A 19,455-nucleotide genomic window follows, 5' to 3' on the forward strand; every position below is an offset into this window, starting at 1 on the left:
CCGGAACAGCTCACTGCGCCCAGCAGCAACTATCGTCGCAACGCCTGGCTGGCCATGCTCGGCCTGGGCGGTTTCATCGCCGTGTACCTGGGCTTGCTGGTGTGGTTCGGCTGGACCGCCTACCGGCTGGTCGCCGGCTTGCTGCAGGGCTCCGGTGGCGAGCAGGCATTCTGGCAATGGGTGGTGGCCGCCGGCGCGGCGTTTCTGGCGGTGTTCATGGCCAAGGCGCTGGTGTTCAACAAGCGCGCCGAACGCGACACCCGCGCGCTGGAACTCACCCCCGCCGAGCAGCCGGCGCTGTTCGCCTTCCTGTACCGGCTGGCCGACGATGCCGGGGCACCGCGCCCGCACAAGGTGTACCTGTCGGCGCAGGTCAACGCCGGGGTGTTCTACGACCTGTCGCTGATCAATCTGCTGCTGCCCTCGCGCAAGAATCTGGATATCGGGCTGGGCCTGGTCAATGTGCTCAACCTGGGCGAATTGAAGGCGGTGCTGGCCCATGAATTCGGGCATTTCGCCCAGCGCACCATGGCGGTCGGCCGTTGGGTGTATATCGCCCAGCAGATTGCCGCGCACATCGTGGGCAAGCGCGATGCGCTGGACCGCATACTGGCCACGCTGTCGCGCATCGACCTGCGCGTGGCGTGGATCGGCTGGGGGCTGTCGTTGATCGTGTGGTCGATCCGCTCGCTGGTCGAAATCGCCTTCCGCGGCGTGGTACTGGCGCAGCGCGCACTTTCGCGCGAGATGGAATACCAGGCCGATCTGGTCGCCGCATCGCTCACCGGCAGCGATGCGCTGGTGCATGCACTGCACAAGCTGGAAGCGGCCGATGACGGCTTCCAGCGCGCGCTGCGCTTTGCCGCGCGCGAATTCGCCCAGGACCGCCCGGTCAAGGATCTGTTCGCCATCCAGTCGCGCATCATCGAACACATGCGCGTGGTGTTGAACGACCCCGGCCATGGGGCGGTGCCGGCGGTACCGACCGAGACAGCGCCGATGCACCGGCTGTTTCATGGCGAAATCGCACAGCCCTCGCAGATGTGGGCCACGCATCCGCCCAGCGCCGCACGCGAGGAGAATCTCAAGCGCCGCTACATCGCCTGCCCCATCGATGCGCGCCCGGCCATGGAGCTGCTGCATGACGCCCAGGCGCTGCGTGAACGCGTCTCGCTGGGCATGTTCAACGGCCAGGCGCCCACCTGCGTGGACACTGCCGTTTCGCTGGAGCAGTTGGAACGCGACTTCGCCGCGTTGTCGTTGTCGCGGCGCTACCAAGGGCTGTACCTGGGGCGCTCGTGCACGCGTACCGCGCGCACCCTGGACGAGCTGTATGCCACGCCGCTGCCGTCCGGCGACCTGCTGCAGGCGCTGGACGGCCTGTACCTGCCCGACGATGGCCAGGCGATCGAACAACTGCGCGAGCGCGAGCGCCAACGCGCCACCTTGCAAGGCCTGATGGATGGCGGGTTGCGCGCCGCCGGCGGGGTGGTGACCTGGAAGGGCACCACGTTGTCGCGCACGCAGCTGCCGGCGGTGATCGCCGAGCTGGACGACGAGCTGCGGGTGCTGCGTGCGCGCGTCAGCGGCCATGATCAACGTTGCCGCAGCGTGCACCTGGCGGCAGCCAACCGTATCGGCGGCGGCTGGCCGGCGCTGCTGCGTGGCTATCTGGCCGTGCTGCATTACACCGACCACACCATCGCCGATCTGGAAGACGCCAATCTGCTGTACCTGCAGACCTTCCAGAGCGTGATCGCCGATGGCCGCGTCTCGTCCAAGGAATTGCGCAAGCTGGTGGCGGCCTGCAATCAGGTGCAACGCGCGCTGGGTCAGGTGTATGCGCAAGCCGGCCAGGTGCAGATGAACGCGCCGCTGGCGCAGGCACTGGGCAAGCCGCAGTGGTCGCAGTGCCTGCCGGAATTTGGTCTGGTCGAGGCCGACGAGAACAACATCAATGCCTGGATGAAGGCCGCCGGCAGCTGGGTGCAAGTCACCCTGGACGCCCTGGGCACATTGCGCGATGCCAGCCTGGAAGAGTTGCTGCGTGCAGAAAACGCCGTGGCCGAGCGACTGCGCAGCGGCGACACCTCGCCAACCGACGGTACCCCTCCGGCGGCACCGACCGACTACCCGATCCGCCTGCCGGGCGAGATGCGCCAACGCGATCTGCGGCAGAACCTGTGGCAGCGCTTTCTGGCCGCCGACGGCGTGTTTCCGTCGGTGGCGCGGGTGGCGGTGGCCGCATCGATCGTGGCTGGCGTGTTGTGGGCCGGCGGCGCGGTGGGCATGGCCGAAGTGGTCGCCTACAACGGTTTGCAGCAGACCGTGACGGTGGCCATCGACGGGCAGTCGGCCACCATCCCGGCCAATGAGCGCCATGTGTTTCGCCTGTCAGAGCGTTCGACCCATCACGTGGAAACCCGCACCGCCGACGGCGCGGCGATCGAACGTTTCGATGCGCCCAGCGGCGGCCACGGCGGCCAGTTCGCCTACAACGTGGCCGGTGCCGCGCTGCTGCTGAACTGGCGTGCCAGCTACGGCTCGGCCAGCGAAGACACCACGCGCAGTCTGAGCACCACACGCTGGGAACGCACCCAGGCGCAGGACATCTTCAGCGAGCCGCCGCAGAAGGTCAGCGGCAAGGGCGGCCAGTACCGCGACGTGCTCACGGCCGTGTCCGGGCGTTCGCCCCACGAGCTGTTGGGCGAGCTGGGACCGGAGCGCGATCTGGCGCTGATCACCGCGCATGCGCGCTGGGACGCTGCGGACTCGGCGTATCTGGAGCAGTGGATGGAGCAATTGCGCAGCGCAGCGCCACAGGCCTTGCCCGCCATTTTGACCGAGCGCCTGCAGCGCAACCGGCAAGACGTGGTGGCGCTGCGGATGCAGCAGGACATCGCCACGCCCGAGCAACGGGCGCAGGTGTGCGGCCAGCAGACTACCGCTGCGCAGGCGCATCCGGATGCGCCTGCATTGCAGTACGCGGCGATCCGCTGCCGCAGCGATACCCCCGAACGCGACCAGGCGTTTGTCGCCGCACAGGCGCGCTGGCCGAATGACCCGTGGCTGCAGCGCGCTGCAGCGGCCGTGCAGGTCGGTCAGCTGCATCTGCCGCAAGCCCAGGCGCTGTACGAACAGGCAGCGCGCGCGCCGGCACTGGCCGATGAAGTGCTGCCGCTGCTGGCGCGTTTGCAGCGCTACCGCGGCCTGGCGACGGACCTGCCAGGCATGGCGCAGCAGTCGCCATCACTGGCATCGATCGTGGCACTGGAGGGCGGTGAGCGCACCCAGGGCACGCCGTACCACAGCTATTACGCCCTGGCCCACGGGCAACTGGACACGGCAGTGACAGAGGCGGCCGCCGATGCCGACGTGCAGGCGCGCATCGTCCGGCTCGCGGCCGCGTCCCATGGCGCCAGCGCCGCATTGCTGCAGCAGGCACGCGTGCTACCCGAAAGCGCCGGGCTCGACCCGATCACTGCACCGAGCGCCTGGGCACTGGCCGCGCGCGAGGGCTGGCAGACGGATGCGTTGCGTGCGGCAACCCTGCAAGGGACCGGCGAAGATGGCGCCTACATCGCCCGGTTCTTCGACGCGGTACAGGCCGGCGGCAGCCAGCAGCAGGCCGAAGCGGCGTTGGGCGGCGTGAGCCTGGTCGGCCGCGGCCTGGCCTACACGATGGCGGCGGTCCTACTGGGCCAGCGCTGCCCGGATGCATGGCGGCGTGGCGCCCAGCAGCTGTTGTTTGCCAGCGAGCGCCCCTATCTGGGCTGATGCAGTGCCCGGTGTACGACGATGCAATCGCTCAGGTGAGGGCGCCACGTCCCTCGCTCGGACACTGCCGGCGTAGCGCACGCGATGACGCCGCGTTGCCGAGCGGATGCCCAGCAACGAACAACACCTGCGCTCGCCGCCGTGCGGGTGCGGGCCGGCCGCGGCACAGCTTCCATTTCCCACGCCCCACGGAAAAAGCCAGCAGGCGCTACGCGCCATCGCGTTTTTTTCAGCAGGCAGCGCAGCTGCCGTTGCCGAAGTTCGACGCGCAGCCCTAACGCGCTGCTGACACCGGCTAGGCGCAATCCTTACATCTTCTCGCCTAGGTTGAGATCGACTGGCGCTGCAGTGGCAGCGTCAACATCGACCAGGAGAAATGGGATGAGTCTGCAAATTCCTCAGGGCGCCTTGGTAGTGGTGGCCGACGGCGGCGAAGCCCGCTGGTTCACCAACACCGGCAACGAATCCAAGGTGGTGTTGCGCCAGCACGCGCGCACCGACGTGCAGAACGTCGATGACGACGGCCCGGCCGGCAAGGCGCCGCAAGATCTCACCGAAACAGACCTGGACGAAATGACATTTGCCAAGCAGCTCTCGCACGCCTTGAACGATGGCGCCTTGAAGCACGAGTACACGCACCTGGTGCTGGTGGCCGACCCGACCACCTTGGGCCGCGTGCGCCCGTTGCTGCACAAGGAAACCCAGCAGCGCCTGGTGGGCGACCTGGCCAAGGATCTGACCAACCTGCCGCTGGAAGATATCCAGCGCGCCTTGTCGTAATCAAGCGGAGCATCCAGACGATGGGCTTCGTTCGCCAGTACGCCTCCCAGGCCCCGGAACGCAGCGCAGTGGAGGCACAGACCGGTTTGCAGGTTCTGGAATTCGGTACCGACTGGTGCGGCCACTGCATTGCCGCGCAGCCGCTGCTGCAAAAGCTGTTGGGCGGATACGAAGCGATCGACTACCGCAAGATCGAAGACGGGAAAGGGCGGCCGCTGGGCCGCTCTTTTCGCGTCAAACTGTGGCCCACCATTATCCTGCTGCGCGACGGGCAGGAACTGGCACGCGCAGTCAGACCGCAAACGCGTGAGGACCTGCAAGACCTGTTGTCGCTGCTGGATGCAGCCTGATTGCACGCAACATCGCATCGCCTTGAGATGCGCTTGCACGGCGCTGAGCATCGCTGACGAACGTTGGCGTGCGGTCGTCTGACGCAGGCGCAGCAGGTTTTCATTCTCTGTAAAAAGCGGGCTTGCGATGCATCGTGCTGCTGCAGGTGCTGCGTCACGCAGGGCGTGCGCGACATCGTCGCAGCGGATGCGTACACAGCGGACGGGCGCGTACGCATCGCGCACCAGTGCAGATGAATCGGCCAGAAAACAAGGTGTTTTGCGCGCCTGGCGCCGTCGCGCCTGCATCGATCGGCCGGCTGTAGTAACATAGCGCACTGATCAAGCCCTTGGGCAATGCCCATCCCTTGGTCGTCTGTCCCGCAGCGTCGTTGAATCCACGCGGCCGTCCGGGAATGCCTCCGGTGTCATCTAAGTGCAATGCGTTGCCGTACTTGCGTGATGTGCCGTGTCCTGTGCGTTGCCAGGGCGTGTGGGTAGCGACGGCCTGCGCCCGACGAGATATCCCGGGCGCAACTTACGGAGACCATAGATGCACGATGCCCGCGCGATGCGTTCGCACTTTGGCTGGTTCAAACGCCGCCGCCAGCTGCAACTGGATGACGTCACCGTGGTGGACCGCAGCATGCTGCGCAAGGCCGTCGGCGCTGCGGCGCTCGGTAATGCAATGGAGTGGTTCGACTTCGGCGTATACGGCTATTTGGCGGTGACGCTGGGCCAGGTGTTCTTCCCGGCAAGTAGCCCCACCGCACAATTGATCGCGACCTTCGCCACCTTCACCGTGGCCTTTCTGGTGCGGCCGATCGGCGGCATGGTCTTCGGACCGCTCGGCGACCGTTACGGGCGCCAGAAAGTCCTGGCCGCCACGATGATCCTGATGGCGCTGGGCACCTTCAGTATCGGCCTGATTCCAGCTTACGAGCGCATTGGCTTATGGGCGCCTGCACTGCTGTTGCTGGCGCGCTTGCTGCAGGGATTTTCCACCGGCGGCGAATACGGTGGCGCGGCCACCTTCATTGCCGAATACGCCACCGATCGCAATCGCGGCCTGATGGGCAGCTGGCTGGAGTTCGGCACGCTGGGTGGCTACATCGCCGGCGCCGCCACCGTGACCGCCTTGCACATGAGCGTGACTCCGGCGCAGATGCTCGATTGGGGCTGGCGCGTGCCGTTCCTGATCGCCGGGCCGTTGGGGTTGCTGGGCCTGTACATGCGCATGAAGCTGGAAGAGACCCCGGCATTTCGCGCCTATACCGAACAATCCGAGCAGCGCGAACGGCAGACCGCCGCGCAGGGCCTGACCACGCTGCTGCGCCTGCATTGGCCGCAACTGCTCAAGTGCGTGGGCCTGGTGCTGGTATTCAACGTCACCGACTACATGCTGCTGACCTACATGCCCAGCTATCTCAGCGTCACGATGGGTTACGCCGAGAGCAAGGGCTTGTTGCTGATCATCCTGGTGATGCTGGTGATGATGCCGCTCAACATCGTCGGCGGCATGTTCAGCGACAAACTGGGCCGGCGGCCGATGATCATCGGTGCCTGCATCGCGCTGTTTGCGTTGGCGATCCCGTGCCTGTTGCTGGTCGGTAGCGGCAACGACGGGCTGATCTTCGCCGGGCTGATGCTGCTTGGCCTGGCCTTGGTGTGCTTCACCAGCTCGATGCCGTCCACCTTGCCGGCGCTGTTCTACACGCCGGTGCGCTACAGCGCGTTGTCGATTGCCTTCAACGTGTCGGTGTCGTTGTTCGGTGGCACCACGCCGCTGGTCACCGCCTGGCTGGTGGAGCGTACCGGCGACCCGCTGGTGCCGGCGTACTACCTGATGGGTGCGGCAGCGATCGGCCTGGTGACGATGCTGTTCGTGCGCGAAACCGCGGGATTGCCGCTACGCGGCTCGCCGCCGGCGGTGGCCAGCGATGCCGAAGCGCGCGCCTTGCTGCAGGCCGACAGCCCGGTGACGGTGGATGCGCAATTGCCGGTCACCACCACAGCGTCGATGGGCCAACCGCGCACGGCGTGAGTTGTCGGCGATTCGCATGGCATGCATTTGTGGCTTCAGGCGCATGTGGTGCTGTTGCAGCAACCGGTGAGATCACGCCAGAGGCGATGCGGGCGATGACGCTGCGCATCGCCGCCAATGTGAAGGCAGGCGACGGCCGGAACCTTCGAAGGTGACGGTCGGCGGGCTAGCAAACCGTCGCCAGCAACCGCTTGGCGGTTTGCGTAGCAGCGGTGTTGGCTGTGCTTGTTCGTCACGCACAGGATGGGTGGAAACTTCGCTTCGCCAAGTTTCAGGTCCACATGCTGTTGCCCGTGATCGACGCAGCGCGTTGCACGATGCTGCAGTTCGCCGCTGCTGCCTTTAGCGTGCGGTGTACGGGTTGTGCTCTGGCAACACGGGCATGCGCATATCGGCCGATGGCGCGCCTTCGCCGGTTTCCACATAGCGTTTGAGGCTGCTGCCGAGAAAGAAACGCCAGCCACGCGCGCAGGCCTCCTTGCACGGCGAATCGCGATACCCGGACTGCACGAAATCCACCTGCGTGCCCTGGCTGATGGAGCGCAGCTCAAAGCGCATCACCGTGCCTTTCCAGGCGTCGGTGTCGAGCATGTTGGAGTCGTGGCAGCGCCAGCACACCAGTTGGTGATCGGCGCCTTCGTCGATGCTCAGTTCCACACGCCAGCCCTGCCGGCTCCAGTCCAGGCGCACCAGATCGTCGGCCAGGCTCACTTCACGGGTCCACCAACGCGCAAGCTGCCTGGGCTCGGACAACGCGGCGCAGACCACTTCCGGCGCGGCGGCAATGACGATGCTGTGGCGGATCTCGCAATTCATCTGGTGAGCATTCGCTGCTTGGACGCCGATGATTGCCGCATTTTAACAGCCAATTGCGCTGCAGGCCCAACAGGGTCCGGTTCGCTTGTGCGGCACTCACATCGCGCTGGGTACCATCGGCCAGGTCCCAACCATGATGAGCAGGCATGACGACGCTTCCGATACCGGTGATGGACGCTGCCGCGCAGCGCGATCTGGCCACGGCCCACGCATTGCTGGAAAACCCCGGCGTGGCAGCGCAACTGGCCAATGCGCTGGGCGCGCCGATCGAGAGCCTGATCACCAAACGGCTTCCCAAGGTGGTCACCCGCAGCATCGACGGCGTGACCCGTCGCGCGCTGCAGGTTGCGATGAAGTCGGCGTTGCTGAGCCTGCGCGGCAAGGCCGATGCGCAGCAACCGGCATCCACGACGCGGCATACGCTGGCGGTGGCGGTTTCCGGCGGTGCAGGCGGGTTTTTCGGCCTGCCGGGCTTGATGGTGGAGCTGCCGGTGACCACCACGGTGATGCTGCGCTCCATCGCCGATATCGCCCGTGCCGAAGGCGAGTCGCTGCACGACCCGGACACCGCGCTGGCGTGCCTGGAAGTGCTGGCGCATGGTGGGCGCAGCGCCAGCGACGACGGCGCCGAATCCGGCTACTTCGCAGTACGTGCGGCGATGGCGCAGCAATTGAGTGCGGCGGCCAGCTACGTGGCCGCGCACGGTTTTGCCAGCAAGGGCGCACCGGCGTTGGTCTCGCTGGTCTCGCGCATCGCGGCGAAATTTTCGGTCAACGTGGGCGAAAAACTCGCCGTGCAGGCAGTGCCGCTGGTCGGCGCAGTCAGCGGCGCCACGCTCAATACCGTGTTCATGCGCCACTTCCAGGCGATGGCGCGCGGACATTTCATCGTGCGTCGGCTGGAGCGTCGCTTCGGCGAAGATGCGGTGCGGCGCGCGTACGAGGCATTGCCGCCGCCGCGGTGATGCGTGCCGCTGCATGCGAAGGTCGCAGATGACTGCAAGGTCATCGTGCAGTAGGTGTCGCAGCCACGGGTGACGCTGGCCCAACGCAACGCAACGCAACGAAACGCGCTGCGGGCGAAGGGCCGCGGCATCCGGTTCACCGAACGGTTGCCGCCAAGCGATGCTTGGGCGCGATAATCGCCGCAACCACGACAGATGCCGATGATGCCCAAACCGTTTTCGCCAGCGTCCGCGCGCAACCGCGACCCCATTCTCGAGGTACTGCGCACGCATTTCGCCGACCGGCAGCAGGTGCTGGAAATCGGTGCGGGCACCGGGCAACACGCAGTGCATTTCGCTGCGGCGATGCCATGGTTGCAGTGGCAGGCCAGCGATCACCTCGATCATCTTGCCGGCATGCGGCAATGGCTGGACGAGGCGGCGCTGCCGAACACGCCGCCACCGATTGCACTGCAGGCCGTGCCCACGCCCACGCCCGGGCTCGCACCGCCGCCCAGCCTGCCGGTGCTGCGTGGCGGCCAGCGCGGCTTCGATGCGATCTACAGCGCCAATACCTTGCACATTATGGGCTGGCTGCAGGTGCAGGCCTTGTTCGCCGGATTGCCCGCGGTGATGGCGCCCGATGCGGTGCTGGCGATCTACGGGCCGTTCAACCGCGATGGGCAATTCACCAGCGACAGCAATCGCGCCTTCGACACCATGCTGCGCGAGCGCGACCCTGCCTCGGGTATTCGCGATGCCGAAGCGGTGGATGCGTTGGCGGCATCGGTGGGGTTGCAGTTGATCGATGACGTGGCCTTGCCGGCGAACAATCATTGCCGGGTGTGGCGGCGCCTGACGGCGGCGAGTTAATCACCGGCACTGCTGGGCGGACTTGATGGGCATGTTGTTGGTTCGGCGCGAAGTCTCACCGTGTAGCGACAAGCCTGCGCATTTGCGTGTGGAATCCAACGCGTGCTGCGTCGCGAGGCGCAAATGACGCACCGGTGAGCCGTCTGCTGCGAATCGCACCGCGGGATTCAAGACCACGCGCGACTCTGTGCAGCGGGCCATTCCGCCCTTGGCAACGTCGATCTGCAACGCCGCCTTTCCTAGGTCGTTCAAGCGCTTGTTACGGCACCCGTTGCGAAGGTCGCTTTCGCTCAAACCACCACAACGCGGCGGCCGCGCCGAGCCAGACCAGCAGCCACGGCCAGCGCGCGCCGGGTTGGGTAGCAGGGTGTGCAATGGGTGCGGAGGCAGCGCCGGCCGCCAGGGCGATGGTGGCGAGGCGGCTTTGCTGTGCGTACAGGGCCGGCGCTTCATTGGGCGCGCGGACATGGAGCCAGCGTTGGGTGTTGCCGCTCTCCAGGCGATGCCAGCCGGGGGTTGCCGGCCAGTAGCCGGCGCAACGCGGCCCATTGCCGTTGCGTTCCGGCAGTAATGGGTGGCGAGCCCGGTCAGGGTCGGTCACCCAGGCGTCGGCGTGCAGGTCGCACAGCGGCATGCGGTGTTGCGACCAGCCTTCCTGCACCGGGGTGGGCATCGCACCGCCCGGGCGGGCGACGGCGCCGGACAACTGCGCCCAGAGCGCGGCGTGCAGATCGCTGCGGCCGGCCAGCACCAGCGCGAAGCTGTCTTCCACCAGGCCGATGCCGATGCGCCCGCGGCCCTGGGCCCGCCACCAGCCCAGGGCGCTGCCATCGTCGGCGCGGGCGGCGACCAGGGCGTCGGTGGCTTGCGGTTGCAGGTCGCGACGTTGCAGCGGCGCCAGCGTCAGGGCGTCGCCGGGGCCGCCGGCAGGATTCGCGGGCGCGGCCGGCGGCGAGAGTCGCTGCGGTGCGGGCACCGGGCTGCTGGTGCTGCCGCCGCTGACGCCGAGGCCGAGCGCGGCCAGCGCAGCGCGGGTGTTGGCGTCCAGCGGCCCGTCGGTGCGCACCAAGACACCCAGGCCGCGCTGGATCGCGGCGCGTAAGGTCTGGCGCTGCGCAGCACCCAGTGCGACCAGGCGGCGCGGGTCGACGATCAGCAGGTCCAGCCGGTCCAGGCTGGCCGCATCCAGCGCGGCGCCCTCGCCGAGTTGCACGCCAGCGCCGACCGCGATCTGGCTACGCACGTCCAGCCCGGCATCGCTGGCCCAGCGGCGCAGGTATTTCAGCTCCGGCTGCGGCGCGCCGGCCAGGAGCAGCACGCGCATCGGCGCCATGGCAGCGATCAGCACCGGTACCTCCACGCGGCTGCGTTCTGCACCGGCGGCATCGCGTGCACGCACGGCGAACAGCACCTGGCCCGGCGCGCGCGCCAGGCCGCGCAGGCGCACGCGGCCGGCGCGGTCGGCCACGGCGCTGTCCACCACCTGCCCGGCCGGATCGAGCAGTTCCACGCGCGCGTCGGGAAGGCCCTGCACCTGCGCAGACACCGCAATGGTGTCGCCCGGGGCGACTGGCGGTGGGGGCGAGACCGCGACCACGCCGCGTGGGGCGGGGCTGAGCTTCAGCCGCAGCGGAATGTTCAGGCCCTCACGGTCGCGCGCGGGCAGGCCGCTGCCATGCACCACCAGCGCCGTGGTGCCGGGTGCGCGCCGCAGTGCGGTGGCCAGGTCCGGCACGCGCATCACGCCGGGTAATGCGGGCGCCTCGGGCAGGGCGACCCAGCGCGCGAGGTCGCCGGTGGAGATCTGCCCGGCGGCGGTGCTGGCGGTGGCGACATGCAGTTCCCCACCGGTACCGGCGCGCGGCGGGGGCAGCAGCACCGGATAGAGCAGTGCCGCGAGCAATGGTTGGGCGGCGAGCAGCAGCCAGAGCCGGGTGCGCGCATACGGCTGCCGGTGGTGCGCCCGCAGCAGGCGCACGCAGCCGATGACGGCGATCAGCAGCAATGCCGCACCGACCAACCAGGGCAAGGAGGGCGTCATGGTTGGTGCTCCGGGCGCAATGCATCCTGAAAGCGCCCGCCGTACAGCCTTGGCGATGCGGTCCGCGCGCACGACAGCGGACCGCCTGCTGCCAGGTCTACAGACCACCTCGGTCCGATCGAGCGGTGCACCGGGAGCAGGCGGATCAGGGCGGGACTCACGGCTGCATCTCCTGCCGCAGCGCATCCAGATAGCGCTGGCCGCGCGGGTCGGGCGCGTCGCGGCGATGCGGTGCTGCCGGCGGGGCGAGCAGGGTGCGCCAGACCTGGGCGCGCAGCTGGGTGCGGCAGCGCGCGCAATCGGGTTCGGTGCGCAGGGTTTCCACGGCGGCGGCCAGGCCCAGCGGGTCGTGCAGGCGGCCTTGCTGGGTCTGCAGCCACTGCGCGTAGCAGGCCAGGGTGGCGTCGGGCACCGGGGCTGCCTCGCCCAACGCGTCCCACAGCTGCAGCGCGGACGGGTCCGGGGCCGGGCGGGTGTCCAACCCGGCGGCACGGTCGCCCAGGCCGGCGCGATCGCCGCTCAGCCGCCGGCTGGGGTCGATCGGCGGCAACTGCGTGCCCACGCGCGCCAGGTAGATGCGTTCGGCCTGCTGCACCTGTTTGATGAAGCCCAGCGCCTTGTTGGCGTACGGCAGCGCGCGCTCGGGGTGGCCCTGGCGCAGCTCGCCTTCGGATTGCCACATCTGGTCCAGCGCGGCGCGCAGCAGGGCGCGGGTTTGCGGGTCGAGCAGGGTGGCGGCTTCGGCGTGGTCGTGGGTATGGCCGAATTCGGCCAGCACGTTCTCTGCCTGGCCGAAGCTGCTGCGCTCGGGCCGGCCGTCGCTGCCGCCATGGTCGTGGTCGTGGTCGTCCAGTGCGGCGGCGCCGGGCTCGCTGGCGTGGGCGGCGTGAGCGTGATCGTGAGCGTCGTGGTCATGCGCGGCGTGCGTGTCCGAAGCAGCGGCCGGCGCGCTTGGCGCATCGGCGGTGGGCATGTCGGCGGTGGGTAAATCGTCGGCCGGGGCGTCGCTGGTGGGTGGCGCGTCGGCAGTCGGCGGACCTTGCGGCGCGCCTTCGCTCTCTTCGCCGAGGAATTGGCCATAGCGCAGCCGCAACAGGCGCTGGTCCACCCCGATGGCATCGGAGCGCTTGAGGAAGCTGGCCGCGTCCAGGCGCGGTTTCTCCTTCAGCAGTGCCTGCGCGTCGATGATGATCTGGCGCTGGCTGCGGAAGTAGGCGGGCAAGGTCTGCTTGACGCTGGCTTCCATCCCGGCGGCCATGGTCTGTTCGGGCGGTGGCAAGCGCAGGATCACACTGGCGCTGCGGCCTTCCTGCGGGCCGGGCTGGCGGGTGTCGTGGACGATGAGCTGGGCAATCAGGTCGTCGCCCGCGGCCATGCCCAGTGCCTGCGGCTGCACGGTGGTGGCGAAGCCGCGTTGCCGGGCCGGGCCGCTGCCGGTGAGCGTGTGGCGCTGGGTGCTGAAGGTGATGTTCTCGCCGCTGCCCTGGGCCAGGGTGAGGCGCAGCTCGGCGCTGGCGGCCACGGCGTAGTCGTCGCTGGCTTCGAAACGTAGCGTCCAGCTGCGGTTGGCCGGGGACCACAGCACCAGGCTCTGTTCGGGGGCGAGCACACGCACCTGCGGTGGGCGGTCGGGCAGCACGTCCAGCCGATGCAGCTGGCGGTCGGCCGGCGCGCCGTCGATGAGGATGCGGTACAGGGTGGCGCGCTCGGCGACCCAATGGCCTTGCCACGTCTCGCTGCTGCCTTCTCGCGCCAGCGCGACGGTGTGGCCGTCGGTAAGCCGCAGGGCCACGCTGCGCGGCGCCGGGCTGACCTGCAGTTGCCAGTTCAGCCGGGTGCCGGCCGGCACCTTCGCATCCAGGCCGGGCAGGCGCGCGGCCGGCAGACCGGTGTAGGCCGGCGGGCTGCTGCGTAGCTGCGCCTGCCGCAGCGTGGGGGCGCCACTGCTGTCACGCGCGGCGGCAACGCGGTCGGTTGGCGGGGTGCGTTGGGTGGCCGGTTGCGGCCACAGCAGCAGCGCACCGCAGGCGAGCACACCCAGCACGCTCCAGGGCCAGGCGCGGCGCCACGGCCAGGCCGGGCGCAGATCGCGCGGGGTGCTGCGCAGACGCTGCTCCAGCCGTTGCCGTTGCAGGGCCTGCAGCGGACCGAGTTGAGCGATCGGTGCGAACAGCAAATCGCTGCTGTCCTCCAGATCTGCATCGCGGTCCAGCCGGCGGATCAGCCAGGCCTGGTCGAGACGCCGCGCGGCCAGCAGCGCCGCGCCGCCCAGTGCCAGCAGGCCCAGAAGCAGCAGCACCACGATGGCGACCTGCGCACCGGCGCGCCACGCCAGCGCCGCCGGCAGCGCTGCCCACGGCAGCCCGAACAGCAGCACGCCTGCGGCCTGTCGCCGCCGTGCCGCCTGCCACGCCCGCTGCAGTGCCGGCGTGCTCATGCGGGAGTGGCCCGGCGCGGCACGGTGGCCAGCCAGCGTTCGAGCGCGAACAGCAGCAGCACCAGGCCGATCAGCCACGGCGCCAGCGGTCGCGGGGTGGTCGTCAGGCGGGCGGCGGCACCGCGCTGCGGGTGCTGGGTCTGCGCCAGTGCGCGCTGCGGTGTGGGTGCTGGCTGCAGGGCGTCGTGCAGGCGGGTGGGGAAGTCGGCATCCAGCAGCGCCGGCAGTTGCTGCGGTTGCAATGGTGCGGCCCAGCGCAGCACGCGTCCGCGGCCGAGCGCTGCGGTATCGAGCCATGGCGCGCCAGAGGCGGTCTGTTGCACGGGCTGCAGCAGCGCGGCGAGGTTGGGCGGGAGAGGTGTCTGCGCATCCACCAGCAACTGCCCACCGGCTGCGACCCAGGCCATCACCGGCGCCGGCGGGGCACTGCGCGACAGCCACGCCACCACGGTGCCGGGACCCCAGCGCGAAGGCTGCGCGTTGGCCGGCGTGCTTATCGGCAAGCTGCCCGGCAGCGCCCAGGCGGCATGCACGCCGCGCAGATAGCGCAGGGCCGGCGCGGCGCTGTCGTCGGCAATCGCCTGCAGGCGCAGCGGCGCGGCAGCGGCGGGCGCCGCAAGCGGCGACTGGCCGGGCACGACCTGCCACCGCACCTGATGCGACAGCTGCAGCCGTTGCGCATCCAGCGGGCCCCACTGGGCCGGCACGATCACGCTGAGCGCCGCATCCGCCGGCAGGCTGGCATCGAGCTCGCGCAACAGGCTGGAGACCGGTTGCGTCGCGCCTGCAGGCCTAGCGAGTGTCTTGTGGGTATCGGCATCCGCATCTGCATCGACCGGCGGGAAACCCGGCGCCAGCCATACCCATTGCGCGTTCGCGGCGTGGCGCAGCTGGCGTGCGGCGGCCACATCGACTCCCGGGCTGAGCGCAATGCGTGGGCGTGCATCGTCGTGATCGCGCACGGCCGGTTCGGCCAGCAGCAGCGCCACCGCAACCAGCAGCAACAAGCGCGCCAGCAGCAGCGGCCATTCGTCCAGACGCACGCGGTGGCGTGGGCGCGGCAGCGCACGCAACCAGCGCAACGCGGCGAAGTCGGTCGGCCGGTGTTCGCTGCGCCGGGCCAGATGGATCAGCAGCGGCAGCAGCAACGCGGCCAACGCGGCCAGTCCCGTAGGGAAAAGCAACAGCAGGTTCATCGCGGCACCCGCCTGGCGGCGTGGTCGCGGCCGAACGGCCAACTCATCGCTGCGCACCTTCGGATCCAAACAACCGGCGCAATACCGCGTCGGGTGCTGCGTCCAGATACTGCACTGCGTGCGTGATGCCGGCGGCCTGCCAGCGCGCCTGCTGCGCGCGCTGTGCCGCGCCGAAGCGTTGCAGATAATCGGCGCGCATCGCCGCGCCATCGCCCAGCAATTGTTCGCCGGTTTCCGGGTCGCGAAACCGGTGCCCGCCGCTGAAACTGAAATCGCGTTCGTCGCAGGTCAGCACCTGCAGTTGCATGACCTGGCGGCGTGCGGCGGCGAGTTTTTCCAGTGCAGCGTTGAGGTCTTCGTCGAAGCCATCGCCGATCGACAGCACCAGCGCATGCGTGGCGATGCGTTCCCACAACGGGCGCACGGCGGCCATGCCCGGCCAACGCCCACCGGCGCGCAGTCCATGCAGGGCCAGCCATAGCCGGTCGCGCTGCCGCGGACCGCCACCGGCCGGCACTGCCACCAGCCCGCCGCCGTGTACCGCAAACAGGCCGACCTGATCGCCCTGCTGCAGCGCGATCTCTGCAGCGCAGGCCGCCAGCATCGCCATTGTTTGAAGCCGCGTGCTGCCGGGGCGCGCGTGATCGGCCTGGCCGGCAGACGCAGTGGCGTCGAGCAATAACCACAGCGTGAGCGGGCTTTCGCGCTCGGCTTCGCGCACGAAGAAGCGGTCCGAGCGCGCGTAGAGTTTCCAGTCGATCTGGCGCAGCGCATCGCCCGGTTCGTAGGCGCGGTATTGCGCAAATTCCAGTCCAGCGCCGCGGCTACGGCTGGCATGTTGGCCGATGCCGTGCGCACCCTGTGCATGACGCGCGCGCAGCTGCAGGCCACGCAGGCGGCTGCGTACGTCGCTGGGAATTAATGCCGGCACGTCCACACTCACGCCGCGCGACGCCTCAGGTAGGGAATGGCACGGCGCGCAGCAATGCGGCGACCACGTCGTCGGCTGTGCGTTGTTCGGCCTCGGCCGCGAACGAGAGCAACAGGCGGTGGCGCATCACCGGCGCCGCAAGCGCCACCACGTCTTCGCGGGTGGCTGCAAAGCGGCCATGCAGCAGTGCGCGCGCCTTGGACGCCAGCACCAGCGACTGCCCGGCGCGCGGGCCGGCGCCCCACTTGATCCACTGACGCACCTCGTCGCTGGCCTGCGGGCCAGGACGGCTGGCACGCACCAGACGGTTGATCCAGGTCAGCAACTCCGCGCCCACATGCACCTGCCGCACATGCTGTTGCAGCGCCTGCACGCTGGCCGCGTCCATCACCTTGGGTACCTGCGCGCTTGCGCTGCCGGTGGTCTGGCTAAGGATGTCGCGCTCTTCCTGCTCGCTGGGATAATCCACCCGCACATGCAGCAGGAAGCGATCCAGCTGCGCCTCGGGCAACGGGTAGGTGCCGGCCTGTTCGATCGGGTTTTGCGTGGCCAGCACGAAGAACGGCGCCGGCAGCGCATAGGTGGTGCCGGCATAACTCACCGTGCGTTCGCTCATCGCTTCCAGTAATGCGGCCTGGGTCTTGGGCGGGGTGCGATTGAGTTCGTCGGCCAGCAGCAGATTGGTAAAGATCGGCCCTTGCTGAAAGCGAAAATGCCGATGCCCGGTGCCGTGGTCTTCTTCCAGCAACTCGGTGCCCAGGATGTCGCTGGGCATCAGGTCGGGGGTGAATTGCACGCGGCGAAACTGCAGTTCCAGCGCCTGCCCCAGCGAGCGCACCAGCAGCGTCTTGCCCAGGCCCGGCGCGCCTTCCAGCAGGCAATGGCCGCCGGCGAGCAGGCCGATCAGCAATTGCTCCACCACCGCGTCCTGGCCCACCACGGCCAGGGCCAGGGCGGCGCGCAACGTGCCCAGCTGGGAGAGCTGCGCGGTGAGGATGTCGTCGTTGGGGGAGGTCATGCGCGAATTCTCGTTGGATGGTTGCTGATGCGCGGCGCGCTTGCGCGCGAGGCCTCAGCGGTGATTCTTGATTGCGCAAGCCTGGTTCGACATGGCGAGCACCCTGCGGCGATCAATTGGTCAATGCATACATCACGATGTTGACGCCGAACTTGGTGTTGTCTTCGGCCAGAAAACGCTTGTTGCGCCAGTCGTAATCCCATTCGCAACCGTAATCCTTGTTGCTGTAGAGCACCCCGAGCCGGCCATCGATGCTGATGCCTTTGAGATAGTCGTGCACCAGGTCGTCGCCCCAGCCATTGAGTTCGAAACCGGTGGCCGGCGGGCCGTCGGGGAAGGTGAAGAAGGCGCTGTAGAGTCGATGGTTCTTGGGCAGTTTCTGCAACGCCGTCTTGCCGAAGATCGAGGTCATCTGCGCTTCGAACGAGGTGGCGAACAAACCGTCGATATCGTGGTTGCAATCGTCCACGAACACGAAGCCGCCGTTACGCACATAGCGCTCGAAGTTGCGCCGCTCGGCCGGGTTGAACTCCACCAGCTTGTGACCGGACAGATAGCAGAACGGCGCCTGCAACATGCGCGGGTCGGCCAGATCCAGCACATGTTCCTGCGGGTCCACCCGCAGCTGGGTGTAGTCGATCAGCGAGGTGATCAGGTTGGACGGCATGCGCGCGTCCACATCCCAATCGCCGGAGTCGTAGCGCAACCGGGTGAACCAGAAATCGTAATTGCCGGCCGCCCGCACGCGCTGCGGCAGCGCCAACGCAGCGACGCTACCGAGCAACAGGCCGAGAAAGTGGCGGCGCGTCGCAGGCGCCGCCAAGTGACGTAGACCGGAAACGGAAGGTGCAGGAAAAGTATCAGGATGCAGAGAGCCTGCTGTGCTCTCCCATTTTCGAATCCCGACTCCCGATTCCCGGCTCCTACTCACACCGCATCCGACAACGAGGTAAACGTAAAGTCCCGCAGCCGCATCGGCGGAATCATCATCACGAAGTTGGATTCATCGCCAGCCACGCGCACCGGCTTGCCCAGCTCGTCGATGTTGTTGAGCATGATCACCGGCGATTCGTTGAAGCGGAAATTCTTCACCGGGTATTTGATCTGGCCGTTCTCGATGTAGAACGTGCCGTCGCGGGTGAGCCCGGTCAGCAGCACGGTCTGCGGGTCGACCATGCGGATGTACCAGGTGCGCGTGACCAGGATGCCCTTCTCGGTACCACGCACCAGCTCGGCGATGTTCTTGTCGCCGCCGGCCATCAGCAGGTTGCCCGGCTCGCCGACCGCACGCTTGCCGTTTTTCTGCGCCCAGAAGCGCGAATACTGCAGGTTGGCGATCTTGCCGTTTTCCACGATGGACATCTTCTCGCGCGGCAGGCCTTCCTCGTCCCACGGCATCACTGCCGCACGCGGGTCCCACGGGTCGGCGGTGATGTTCACGCGCGGGTCGTAGACCTGTTCGCCGAGCTTGTTGCCGCCACCTTTCTTGGACAGGAAGCTGCGCCCCTCATCGGCCATGCGCGCGTCGAAGAAATTCATCATGAACGAGATCAGTCCTGCGGCCGCCGCCGGCTCCAGGATCACCGTGTATTTGCCCGGCTCCAGCGCCTTGGCTTCGGCCGAATCGCTGGCCTTGCGCATCGCGATGCGGATGTCCTGCTCGGCCTTGAAGTCGGCGGCATCCTTCAAATTGCGGCCCACCCAGCCCGAGCCGCGACCATCTTCGGTGCGCACGGTGCAGGTGTAGTCGAAGCGCGCACCGCGCTGATAGCCGAAGTTGCCCTTGCTGTTGGCGAATGCGGTAAAGCTCTGGCCGTCTTCGAGGAAGCCTGCGGCGATCAGCCCCTTGCCCTTGCATGGGGCGATCGAGTCGGCCGCCACCTGCGCGCGGAACGCCGGATCGACCGCTGCCGTGGATTCGCTGAAGGTCGGGCTGGGCCTGTAGGTCTGCTTGTCGACCGCCGGCATGAATTCCGGGTTTTCCGGCGCCAGCCGTGCGAGGTCTTCGGCACGGCGCACCACGCGCTCCAGCGAGGCGTCGTCGAACGCGTTGATGGTGGCAACGCCCACGCGCTTGCCGAACGCCACCTGCACCTGCAGGTCGGTGTTGTCGACGATGCCGCTGGTGGACACGTTGTTGAGCGCAAAACGGATATTGCCGTCGATCGAGCCGGTGAGCGTGGCGGTGCACTCGTCGGCCTTGGACAGCTTGATGACCTTGTCCAGGATGGCCTTGGCCTGCGCTTCGGTAAGGATGCTCATGTGGGTT

General features: G+C 68.1%; 14 protein-coding genes. 6 read left to right on the top strand and 8 right to left on the bottom strand.

Features of this window, described 5'->3' with window-relative positions; all coding sequences use genetic code 11:
• The first annotated feature begins 54 nt into the window (after positions 1-54).
• The 4 genes from HLH45_RS05155 to proP all read left to right on the top strand — a co-directional run bounded on the left by HLH45_RS05155 (position 55) and on the right by proP (position 6,930).
• On the top strand, positions 55-3,777 hold the full coding sequence (locus tag HLH45_RS05155) for a M48 family metallopeptidase (RefSeq protein WP_046932065.1): 3,723 nt from the start codon (positions 55-57) through the stop codon (positions 3,775-3,777).
• Between the two features lie 381 nt (positions 3,778-4,158).
• Positions 4,159-4,557 (top strand): host attachment family protein, encoded by a 399-nt coding sequence (locus tag HLH45_RS05160; protein WP_008577854.1) that lies wholly within the window; start codon positions 4,159-4,161, stop codon positions 4,555-4,557.
• 20 nt (positions 4,558-4,577) lie between these two features.
• Positions 4,578-4,907 (top strand): thioredoxin family protein, encoded by a 330-nt coding sequence (locus HLH45_RS05165; protein WP_008577855.1) that lies wholly within the window; start codon positions 4,578-4,580, stop codon positions 4,905-4,907.
• 532 nt (positions 4,908-5,439) lie between these two features.
• Positions 5,440-6,930 carry a glycine betaine/L-proline transporter ProP gene (proP, locus tag HLH45_RS05170; protein WP_008577857.1) on the top strand — a complete coding sequence of 497 codons (1,491 nt, stop codon included), beginning with the start codon at positions 5,440-5,442 and terminating at the stop codon, positions 6,928-6,930.
• A gap of 342 nt (positions 6,931-7,272) precedes the next feature.
• Here the strand turns inward: proP and HLH45_RS05175 are convergent, their stop codons facing one another.
• The gene (locus HLH45_RS05175; protein WP_008577858.1) at positions 7,273-7,746 is read right to left on the bottom strand and encodes an SRPBCC family protein; all 474 of its coding nucleotides are present in this window, start codon (positions 7,744-7,746) and stop codon (positions 7,273-7,275) included.
• A 170-nt stretch (positions 7,747-7,916) separates the two neighbouring features.
• On the opposite strand from HLH45_RS05175, the gene HLH45_RS05180 reads away from it, so the two are divergent.
• Both HLH45_RS05180 and HLH45_RS05185 read left to right on the top strand, forming a co-directional pair.
• A complete protein-coding gene (locus tag HLH45_RS05180) occupies positions 7,917-8,711 on the top strand; it encodes an EcsC family protein (RefSeq protein WP_017157982.1) in 795 nt (264 codons plus the stop codon).
• A 195-nt stretch (positions 8,712-8,906) separates the two neighbouring features.
• Positions 8,907-9,563, top strand: a complete 657-nt coding sequence (locus tag HLH45_RS05185; RefSeq protein WP_008577860.1) for a DUF938 domain-containing protein — start codon at positions 8,907-8,909, stop codon at positions 9,561-9,563.
• A 259-nt stretch (positions 9,564-9,822) separates the two neighbouring features.
• On the opposite strand, the gene HLH45_RS05190 is transcribed toward HLH45_RS05185, so the two are convergent.
• The 7 genes from HLH45_RS05190 to HLH45_RS05220 all read right to left on the bottom strand — a co-directional run bounded on the left by HLH45_RS05190 (position 9,823) and on the right by HLH45_RS05220 (position 19,448).
• Positions 9,823-11,604, bottom strand: a complete 1,782-nt coding sequence (locus tag HLH45_RS05190) for a carboxypeptidase-like regulatory domain-containing protein (RefSeq protein WP_046932030.1) — start codon at positions 11,602-11,604, stop codon at positions 9,823-9,825.
• Positions 11,605-11,761: 157 nt separating this feature from the next.
• Positions 11,762-14,041 carry a hypothetical protein gene (locus tag HLH45_RS05195; RefSeq protein ID WP_046932028.1) on the bottom strand — a complete coding sequence of 760 codons (2,280 nt, stop codon included), beginning with the start codon at positions 14,039-14,041 and terminating at the stop codon, positions 11,762-11,764.
• Complete coding sequence (locus HLH45_RS05200; protein WP_046932064.1) at positions 14,038-15,237, bottom strand: N-terminal double-transmembrane domain-containing protein; 1,200 nt, start codon at positions 15,235-15,237, stop codon at positions 14,038-14,040. The genes HLH45_RS05195 and HLH45_RS05200 overlap by 4 nt, the downstream gene beginning before the upstream one ends.
• Positions 15,238-15,280: 43 nt before the next feature.
• Positions 15,281-16,180 carry a DUF58 domain-containing protein gene (locus HLH45_RS05205; RefSeq protein ID WP_011345838.1) on the bottom strand — a complete coding sequence of 300 codons (900 nt, stop codon included), beginning with the start codon at positions 16,178-16,180 and terminating at the stop codon, positions 15,281-15,283.
• A 13-nt stretch (positions 16,181-16,193) separates the two neighbouring features.
• Complete coding sequence (locus tag HLH45_RS05210; RefSeq protein ID WP_008573993.1) at positions 16,194-17,186, bottom strand: AAA family ATPase; 993 nt, start codon at positions 17,184-17,186, stop codon at positions 16,194-16,196.
• Positions 17,187-17,298: 112 nt separating this feature from the next.
• A complete protein-coding gene (locus tag HLH45_RS05215) occupies positions 17,299-18,117 on the bottom strand; it encodes a DUF4159 domain-containing protein (protein WP_029818157.1) in 819 nt (272 codons plus the stop codon).
• Positions 18,114-19,448 carry a TldD/PmbA family protein gene (locus tag HLH45_RS05220; RefSeq protein WP_008573991.1) on the bottom strand — a complete coding sequence of 445 codons (1,335 nt, stop codon included), beginning with the start codon at positions 19,446-19,448 and terminating at the stop codon, positions 18,114-18,116. Before HLH45_RS05220 ends, HLH45_RS05215 begins: the two co-directional genes overlap by 4 nt.
• Positions 19,449-19,455: the final 7 nt, after the last annotated feature.

The organism is Xanthomonas euvesicatoria (genome assembly GCF_013112235.1).
Lineage (GTDB): Bacteria > Pseudomonadota > Gammaproteobacteria > Xanthomonadales > Xanthomonadaceae > Xanthomonas > Xanthomonas euvesicatoria.

Bases quoted from the DNA above. Each gene is read 5' to 3' on its own strand.
- HLH45_RS05155 (WP_046932065.1), top strand. From the start codon at position 55: ATGCTCGGCCTGGGCGGTTTCATCGCCGTGTACCTGGGCTTGCTGGTG.
- HLH45_RS05160 (WP_008577854.1), top strand. From the start codon at position 4,159: ATGAGTCTGCAAATTCCTCAGGGCGCCTTGGTAGTGGTGGCCGACGGC.
- HLH45_RS05165 (WP_008577855.1), top strand. From the start codon at position 4,578: ATGGGCTTCGTTCGCCAGTACGCCTCCCAGGCCCCGGAACGCAGCGCA.
- proP (WP_008577857.1), top strand. From the start codon at position 5,440: ATGCACGATGCCCGCGCGATGCGTTCGCACTTTGGCTGGTTCAAACGC.
- HLH45_RS05175 (WP_008577858.1), bottom strand. From the start codon at position 7,746: ATGAATTGCGAGATCCGCCACAGCATCGTCATTGCCGCCGCGCCGGAA.
- HLH45_RS05180 (WP_017157982.1), top strand. From the start codon at position 7,917: ATGGACGCTGCCGCGCAGCGCGATCTGGCCACGGCCCACGCATTGCTG.
- HLH45_RS05185 (WP_008577860.1), top strand. From the start codon at position 8,907: ATGCCGATGATGCCCAAACCGTTTTCGCCAGCGTCCGCGCGCAACCGC.
- HLH45_RS05190 (WP_046932030.1), bottom strand. From the start codon at position 11,604: ATGACGCCCTCCTTGCCCTGGTTGGTCGGTGCGGCATTGCTGCTGATC.
- HLH45_RS05195 (WP_046932028.1), bottom strand. From the start codon at position 14,041: ATGAGCACGCCGGCACTGCAGCGGGCGTGGCAGGCGGCACGGCGGCGA.
- HLH45_RS05200 (WP_046932064.1), bottom strand. From the start codon at position 15,237: ATGAACCTGCTGTTGCTTTTCCCTACGGGACTGGCCGCGTTGGCCGCG.
- HLH45_RS05210 (WP_008573993.1), bottom strand. From the start codon at position 17,186: ATGACCTCCCCCAACGACGACATCCTCACCGCGCAGCTCTCCCAGCTG.
- HLH45_RS05220 (WP_008573991.1), bottom strand. From the start codon at position 19,448: ATGAGCATCCTTACCGAAGCGCAGGCCAAGGCCATCCTGGACAAGGTC.